Annotated in this window: 7 protein-coding genes; 4 read left to right on the plus strand and 3 right to left on the minus strand. The window is 70.8% G+C overall.

Going from position 1 to position 6,146, the window contains the following annotated elements; all coding sequences use genetic code 11:
* Positions 1-42: 42 nt before the first annotated feature.
* The 3 genes from V7E45_RS38100 (at position 43) to V7E45_RS38110 (ending at position 3,204) form a co-directional block, all read left to right on the plus strand.
* Positions 43-1,410 (plus strand): L-serine ammonia-lyase, encoded by a 1,368-nt coding sequence (locus tag V7E45_RS38100; RefSeq protein ID WP_333778855.1) that lies wholly within the window; start codon positions 43-45, stop codon positions 1,408-1,410.
* 118 nt (positions 1,411-1,528) lie between these two features.
* On the plus strand, positions 1,529-2,560 hold the full coding sequence (locus V7E45_RS38105; protein WP_333778856.1) for a phosphatidylinositol-specific phospholipase C domain-containing protein: 1,032 nt from the start codon (positions 1,529-1,531) through the stop codon (positions 2,558-2,560).
* A gap of 89 nt (positions 2,561-2,649) precedes the next feature.
* Entirely contained in the window at positions 2,650-3,204 is a 555-nt protein-coding gene (locus tag V7E45_RS38110) for a GH25 family lysozyme (RefSeq protein WP_333778857.1), read from the plus strand.
* 71 nt (positions 3,205-3,275) lie between these two features.
* Here V7E45_RS38110 and V7E45_RS38115 read toward each other — a convergent pair whose 3' ends face one another.
* Positions 3,276-3,488 carry an EF-hand domain-containing protein gene (locus V7E45_RS38115; protein WP_333778858.1) on the minus strand — a complete coding sequence of 71 codons (213 nt, stop codon included), beginning with the start codon at positions 3,486-3,488 and terminating at the stop codon, positions 3,276-3,278.
* 210 nt (positions 3,489-3,698) lie between these two features.
* Here V7E45_RS38115 and V7E45_RS38120 point away from each other — a divergent pair, with 210 nt between their 5' ends.
* The gene (locus V7E45_RS38120; protein WP_333778859.1) at positions 3,699-4,376 is read left to right on the plus strand and encodes a GNAT family N-acetyltransferase; all 678 of its coding nucleotides are present in this window, start codon (positions 3,699-3,701) and stop codon (positions 4,374-4,376) included.
* On the opposite strand, the gene V7E45_RS38125 is transcribed toward V7E45_RS38120, so the two are convergent.
* Entirely contained in the window at positions 4,347-5,534 is a 1,188-nt protein-coding gene (locus V7E45_RS38125; protein WP_333778860.1) for a YncE family protein, read from the minus strand. The two genes, V7E45_RS38120 and V7E45_RS38125, sit on opposite strands and share 30 nt — an antisense overlap.
* Positions 5,534-6,146 (minus strand): polysaccharide deacetylase family protein (locus tag V7E45_RS38130; protein WP_333778861.1); only part of this gene is annotated, 613 nt, incomplete at its 5' end. The genes V7E45_RS38130 and V7E45_RS38125, both read right to left, overlap by 1 nt.

A 6,146-nucleotide genomic window follows, 5' to 3' on the forward strand; every position in this document is an offset into this window, starting at 1 on the left:
CACCGCCCCCTTTCGCACCACCCCCGTTCTTGAGGAGTCCCCGTGGCCATCTCGGTCTTCGACCTGTTCTCGATCGGCATCGGCCCGTCGAGTTCCCACACGGTCGGCCCGATGCGCGCGGCCCGTATGTTCGCCCGCCGCCTGCGCAACGAGGACCTGCTCGGTTCCGTCGCCTCCCTGCGCTGCGAGCTGTACGGCTCGCTCGGCGCGACCGGCCACGGCCACGGCACCCCGAAGGCGGTGCTGCTCGGCCTGGAGGGCGCCTCGCCGCGCACGGTGGACGTGGAGGGCGCCGACGACCGGGTGGCGGCCATCAAGGCGTCGGGCCGGCTCTCGGTCCTCGGCGAGCACGAGATCGCGTTCTCCTTCGACGACGACCTGGTGCTGCACCGCCGCAAGGCGCTCCCGTACCACGCCAACGGCATGACGATCTGGGCCTTCGACGCCTCGGGCGCCGAGCTTCTCACCAAGACGTACTACTCGGTCGGCGGCGGTTTCGTCGTGGACGAGGACGCGGTCGGCGCGGACCGCATCGTGCTGGACGACACGGTGCTGAAGTACCCGTTCCGCACCGGTGACGAGCTGCTGCGCCTGACGAAGGAGACGGGCCTGTCCATCTCCTCCCTGATGCTGGAGAACGAGCGGGCCTGGCGCACGGAGGACGAGATACGCGCGGGTCTGCTGGAGATCTGGCGGGTGATGCGCGAGTGCGTCCAGCGGGGCATGTCCCGCGAGGGCATCCTGCCGGGCGGTCTGAAGGTGCGCCGCCGTGCGGCCCTCTCGGCCCGCCAGCTGCGCGCCGAGGGCGACCCGCTGGCCCACGCCATGGAGTGGATCACGCTCTACGCGATGGCGGTCAACGAGGAGAACGCGGCCGGCGGCCGGGTGGTGACGGCCCCGACGAACGGCGCCGCGGGCATCATCCCCGCCGTTCTGCACTACTACATCAACTTCGTGCCCGGTGCCGACGAGGACGGGGTGGTCCGCTTCCTCCTCGCGGCCGGCGCCATCGGCATGCTCTTCAAGGAGAACGCCTCCATCTCCGGCGCCGAGGTCGGCTGCCAGGGCGAGGTCGGCTCGGCCTGCTCCATGGCCGCCGGCGCCCTGGCCGAGGTGCTCGGCGGCTCCCCCGAGCAGGTGGAGAACGCGGCCGAGATCGGCATGGAGCACAACCTCGGCCTGACCTGCGACCCGGTCGGCGGCCTGGTCCAGATCCCCTGCATCGAGCGCAACGGCATGGCCGCGGTGAAGGCGGTCACCGCGGCGAAGATGGCGATGCGCGGCGACGGCTCGCACAAGGTGTCCCTGGACAAGGTCATCAAGACCATGAAGGACACCGGCGCCGACATGTCCGTCAAGTACAAGGAGACGGCGCGCGGCGGGCTCGCGGTGAACATCATCGAGTGCTGACGAACGGCGCCGGGGGGCGGCCGGTTCCGTTCCCCTCTGTCCTTCCAAGGGCTACCGAGCAGTAATCAACTACCCCTAGTCTGCGGCCAAGTCCGTGACGATTCAGGGGAGTTGAGTCATGCGTGCGGTGAGACGGCTGGCGGCGCTGCTGGGTGTGGCCGTGCTGGCGGTAGCGGTGCCGGGGCACGCCCAGGCGGCGTCGCCGAAGTTCTCCCAGACGACGGCGATCGGGACGCACAACGCGTACGACAAGGCCAAGTACACGTACTTCGCACAGGCGTTGGACTCCGGCGCCTCGCTGCTGGAACTGGACGTGTACGTGGACAGCCTCACCCACCGGTGGCGGGTGAGTCACAGCAACCCGCTCGGCAACGACAACAACTGCGAGGCCGCCAAGACACCGAGCGACCTGTACAGCAAGAGCCGCAACCAGGACCTCGGCAGCTGCCTGGACAACATCGCGGCCTGGAACCAGCTGCACCCCGACCACCCGCCGATCGTGTTCAAGGTCGAGATGAAGGTGGGGTTCAACAACAACGCCGGGCTCGGCCCGGCCGCGTTCGACACGCTGGTCTCGCAGAAGCTCGGCGACAGCGTGTTCAAGCCGGCCGACCTGCTCGGCGGGACCTACTCCTCCCTGGACGCGGCGGCCCGGGCCGACGCCTGGCCGGCCCGCGACTCGCTGCGGGGCAAGTTCCTCTTCGAGCTGATCCCGGGCACGGTCGAGCAGTCCAACCCGTTCGACCACTACTGGACGGACAAGGAGTACGGCGAGCACCTGCGCGACCTGTACGCGGCCGGGAACATCGGCCGGGCGCAGGCCTTCCCTGCGGTGCTCGGCGCCGCGAACGGGGACCCGCGCACCAGCCGTTACGACGCCTCGATCCGGCCCTGGTTCGTCTTCTTCGACGGTGACGCGGCGGCGTACGTGAACAACGGCTACGACACGTCGTTCTACTCGGCGAACCACTACATCCTGATCACCACGGGCGCCGACGGGGTCTCCCCGGCGATCTCCTCCACGAACCCCACGGACGCCGAGGTCGCCGCCCGGCTGACGCTGCTGGCCGGGGACCACGCCAGCCTGATCACGTCCGACTGGTCGGCCAAGCCGGCGTCGGTGCTGGGCGCGGTGACGGACCGGGGCTGAGGTTCCGGGTACACGGGCGGATCGGCCGTGCCAGGGTGGGCATATATCAGTCAACTCCTGTCTCCCCACTGGCACTCAGGGAGTCCCCCATGCTCCACGGCATCGACGTCAGCGCGTTCCAGTCCTCGTCGTACGACACGGACGGCCTCTCCTTCGTCTTCATCAAGGCGACGGAGGGGCGTTCGTACGTCAACCCGAGACTCTCCGCGCAGACCAAGAGGGGCCGCGACGCGGGACTGGTCGTCGGCTTCTACCACTTCCTGTGGCCGGGTCAGATCGGCGCCCAGGCCGAGTACTTCGTCTCGCACGCCCCGGAGAAGGGGGGCGATCTGCTCGCCGTCGACTGGGAGACCACCGGCGACGGCACCCACGCGAGCAACGCGGAGAAGGACCTGTTCATCCGTAAGGTGCAGGCACTGCGGCCGCACAACAAGGTCCTGCTGTACACCAACCGGGACTACTGGCTGAACAAGGACGTCACGTCCTACGCCGGCGACGGCCTCTGGATCGCCGACTACGTGACCGCGGGCAAGCCGCGGATCAAGGCCGACTGGCGCTTCCACCAGTACAGCAGCGAGCCGCACGACAAGGACGTGGCCGCGTTCGCCTCCAAGGCCGCGCTGCGCGCCTGGGCCGCGTCGTAGGCCGTGGACACGGCCCTGCGGACGGCCGGGTCAGGGGTGCCCTCCGTGCGGGACGGCACCCCTGCCGCGGGTCACTTCGCCAGGTAGGCCCAGAACTCGTCGAACGACAGCACCTTGTCGCCGTTGAGGTCACGGGTCCTGATGATGGCCTCCGCCACCGTGTCGGTGACGTTCCAGTCACCCTGCTGGGCCAGCGCGGACTTGAACTCGGCGGCGGTGATGAACCCGTCACCGTCCGCGTCGATCCGCTGGAACTGCTTGCGTGCTTCCTCGATGTCCGCCACCGATCCGCCCCTTTTTGCTCGTGTTGCTCATGCCGTGCTGGCGTACTGACGCTGGTCAGATTAACGGCCCCCGCGCACGTCCCGTACCGCGGCCACCCGGACGAGGAGAAGCCGGGTGCCGTCGTCGATCCCGTCTGCGAGTCTGGGCCTGCCGGCCGACGGGGGCCGGTACCGGTCCGTGCGGGCCGGTGCGAGCGGAGGAGCGCGGTGGTGGAGACCTTGGCGGAGATACTCGACGCGGCGGCGCGGGGCGTCTTCCCGCCGGCGGACGGCGGGACGACGGTCGTGCCGCAGCACTGCCCGCGGGACGCGGGGGTGCTCGCGTTCACCGCGCACTCCGTGGTCTTCACGGACGAGGACCCGCGGTGGGTGCGGGGCGCCCTGGCCGCCGTGGACTGCGACCCGCTCGCCGCGCCGATGAACCCGGTCTTCCTCGCCTCCCTCATGGCCCGTACCGGGCGCGGGGCCGAGACCGTCGACGCGCTGCTGGTCGGCGCGCCCCTACCGGGCCGGCCAGCGCTCGCGCTGCGGGAGATCGAGGACGCCGGCCACCCCCGTGTCCGCTACGCCCGCGGGCGGCGTGACGCGGTGCGGGTGTGGACGGCTGACGGCGGTGTGCTGGTCATGGGCCGCGGGGTCGGCGGCCGGCTCGAGGTGTCCGTCGAGGTGGACGACGGCGTCCGGCACCGGGGGCTGGGCCGGGCGCTGGTGACGGCGGCCCGGCAACTGGCGGCGGAGCCGGTGTGGGCGCAGGTCTCGCCGGGGAACGCCCGCAGCATGCGGGCGTTCCAGGCGGCGGGTTACCGCGCGGTGGGCGCGGAGGCGCTGCTGCTCGGCCGGGCACCGGCCGGCGACGGCTCAGCGGAAGACGCCGGTGTGCCCGAGTGAGTAGCGGCCCGGCTGCGGGTAGACGGCCAGGCCGTGCGGGCCGCTGCCGACCTTGATGCGGGCCAGTTCGGTGCCGGTGCGGGTGTCGATGGCGTACACCTCGGAGTTGTAGCGGCCGGAGAGCCACAGCACCTTGCCGTCGGCCGAGACGCCGCCCATGTCGGGGCTGCCGCCGCCGGGCAGGCGCCACTTCTTGGTGAGCCGGTTCTGGGTGAAGTCGAACAGGGAGATGGTGCCCTCGCCCCGGTTGGAGATGTACATCTCCCGGGAGTCCCGGCTGACGTAGAGCCCGTGGGCGCCCTTGCCGGTGGCGAGCAGCCTCGGCCGGTCGAAGGTGTCCCCGTTCAGGATCCACACCCCGTCGGCCATCATGTCGGCGATGTAGAACAGCTTGCCGTCCGGGGAGATCTTGACGTCCTGGGGCATGGCGCCCGTGTACGGCAGCTTCTGCTGGGCGACGACCTCCATCCGCGCCGTGTCCACCTTGAGCAGTTCACCGCTGAACTCGCAGGACACGATGAAGTACCGGCCGTCGATCGAGAAGTCGGCGTGGTTGACGCCGGAGCAGCCGACGGGCAAGGTCTTGGCGATCTTCATGGTGTGCGCGTCCCGGAAGACGAGCTGGCGGTCCTTGGAGGCCATGACGACGGCGTACCTGCCGTCGGGCGTGAAGTACAGGTTGTACGGGTCGTGCACGTCGACCGGCTTGCCGGCCTTCCCGGTGCTCGGGTCGATGGGGGTGAGGCTGTTGCCGAGATCGTTGTTGACCCAGAGGGTCTTCAGGTCCCAGGACGGCACCACGTGCTGCGGTTGACGGCCGACCGGGATGGTCTCCAGCACCCGGTAGGTCGCCGGGTCGATGACGGTGACGGTGTTCGAGTTGGTGTTGGGGACGTAGACCCGGGAGGGGAAGTCCTTGACGACGGGCGAGAGCCGGTTCGGGCGGTCCGCGGCGTAGAGGTCGGTGGCGTCCTGCACCGGGGGCATCCCGGGCAACACGCTCACCTGCTGCTTGCGCAGCTCCGGCTGGACCGGCGGCTTGCTGGCGAGGGCCTCGTCCTCGCGGTGCTGGGTGCCGCTTCCGCACGCGGACAGCAGCGTCAGGGCGGTCAGGGCGGCTCCGGCGGCCAGGAGGCGGGCGGCTCGTGTGGGTTGCATCAGCTCAGCAGCTCCGTGGTGGTGACCGCGCGCAGCCGGCGCCGGTCTAGTTCGTGGAGTACGGCGGGGAGGGCGGCGACCGTGTCCGGGTAGCCGAAGTGCAGGCTCACCACCGATCCCGCGCGCACGTCGGCCAGGACCTTGCGGGTGATGGCGTCGGCGCCGGGCCGGGTGTAGTCGAGCGAGTCGACGTCGTAGGAGAGCACGTGCGGGTAGCCCGCGGCCCGGGCGAGCCCGGCGACCAGCGGGGAGGCGGTCGGGGAGCGGGAGGGGCGGAACCAGGTGCCGATGGATCCGGTGAGGCGCTTCAGGCGTTCGGCGCAGTCGGTGATCTCCCGGCGGGCCTCGGGCTCGGCCATGGCGTTGACGGCGACGTGCCGCTGGGTGTGGTTGCCGAGGTCGTGGCCGCCGTCGAGGATGCGGCGGGCGAGGGCGGGGTGTTCGTCCAGCCAGGTGCCGACGGCGAGCACCGTGAGCCGGGCACCGCGCTGTTCGGCCGTGCTGAGCAGGGACTCGGCGAGGTGGGGGTCGCCCTGGCCGTGGAAGGTGAGGGCGACCCGGGGGCGGCTGCGCGGGCCGTGGGTGATCTGGGCGGGCTGCCCGGTGTAGGCG

The sequence above is a fragment of the Streptomyces sp. IBSBF 3136 genome (assembly GCF_036815105.1).
In the GTDB taxonomy this organism is placed as follows: Bacteria; Actinomycetota; Actinomycetes; order Streptomycetales; family Streptomycetaceae; genus Streptomyces.